Genomic DNA, 1106 nt, shown 5'->3' with positions numbered 1-1106 from the left:
GCTTAATGAAGCCATTAAGCAAAAAACTATTTTTTTGAGGAGTCGTTTATTTATCATAGGATTTCCACAAGATAAGTGTTGACTACAATTATTCAACAGTTATCTTGTGGAGTCAATTCATTAAAGTCATGAATTATGTTCATAAAAGTCATATTTTGAATATGATTTTGTAGGGAGTGCGATCGGTTTATCTCAAAATCAAGCAAATTCGGACACGGCAATGCCATTTCCCTACCCGATTATTTGTAGGGAAACGGCATTGCCGTCTCCTGAATTTGGGGGATATCAATATATCAACGGATAGCCAGAAACCGGGTTTTTTCCGAAATACTTCGCTATAACCCACAGATTAGCTAAAAACCCGGTTTCTTTGATTGTGGCGTAAGTCCCATTGATATCAACCACCACCGCCACCGCCACCACCGCCGCCACCGCCACCACCGCCACCGCCACCGCCACCGCCACCACCGCCGCCACTGTCATAGTCGCTACCACCGCTACTAAGACTATCACTGCGAGCACTGCCACTAATCGAAAACATCACAAACCCGAACCAAAACATTACAAAAATCATGGGAAAGCCCGCTTTTTCCGAAGTAGATTGAGATTGATTACCATTTTGTTGCCAAGTAGGTTGACGTATATTCAGAATTGCCTGGGGAAATGCAATCTGCACTTCTAATTCTTGTTCCGGCTGAATAGCCTGACTTGCCACAAATTCAAAGGTTTTCGGATCTACTTGACGAGGAACTGCTGCTGCACCAAAATTCGTAAACGAGAGAACTTTGCCTGACAAAGCATCTGGTAAATTCACCGTAACTTTTCCCGTATTAACTGGCGCTTTGCGACCCGCTGCAATCGCTTTCCAATAAACTTGAGTATTTCCACTATCTAGCTGCAATCCACCTACCACTCGATATTTAATCACAAAAGTATGTGAGTCTGGCGGTTTTAATTCATGTTGCCAACGAATCCAAAGTTGATTGTTTTCAGTTCCAGTGCTACTAGGAATTATTTGATTATTTTCAGAAACAGTGACATCTTGAATTGCATCGACTTTATCTAACGGAATATAGCGATACCGTTCATTGTTGTATGCTGCTGTG

General features: G+C 42.3%; 2 protein-coding genes. Both read right to left on the bottom strand.

Annotation, left to right across the window (positions count from 1 at the left end):
• Positions 1-285: 285 nt before the first annotated feature.
• Positions 286-483, bottom strand: a complete 198-nt coding sequence (locus JGK22_RS33140) for a hypothetical protein (protein ID WP_293209158.1) — start codon at positions 481-483, stop codon at positions 286-288.
• Positions 398-1106 (bottom strand): DUF2207 domain-containing protein (locus JGK22_RS33135; RefSeq protein ID WP_293216100.1); only part of this gene is annotated, 709 nt, incomplete at its 5' end. The genes JGK22_RS33140 and JGK22_RS33135, both read right to left, overlap by 86 nt.

This window comes from Microcoleus sp. PH2017_08_TRC_O_A (genome assembly GCF_020738665.1).
GTDB lineage: Bacteria > Cyanobacteriota > Cyanobacteriia > Cyanobacteriales > Microcoleaceae > Microcoleus.
This window is presented reverse-complemented; position numbering and strand designations above follow the sequence as displayed.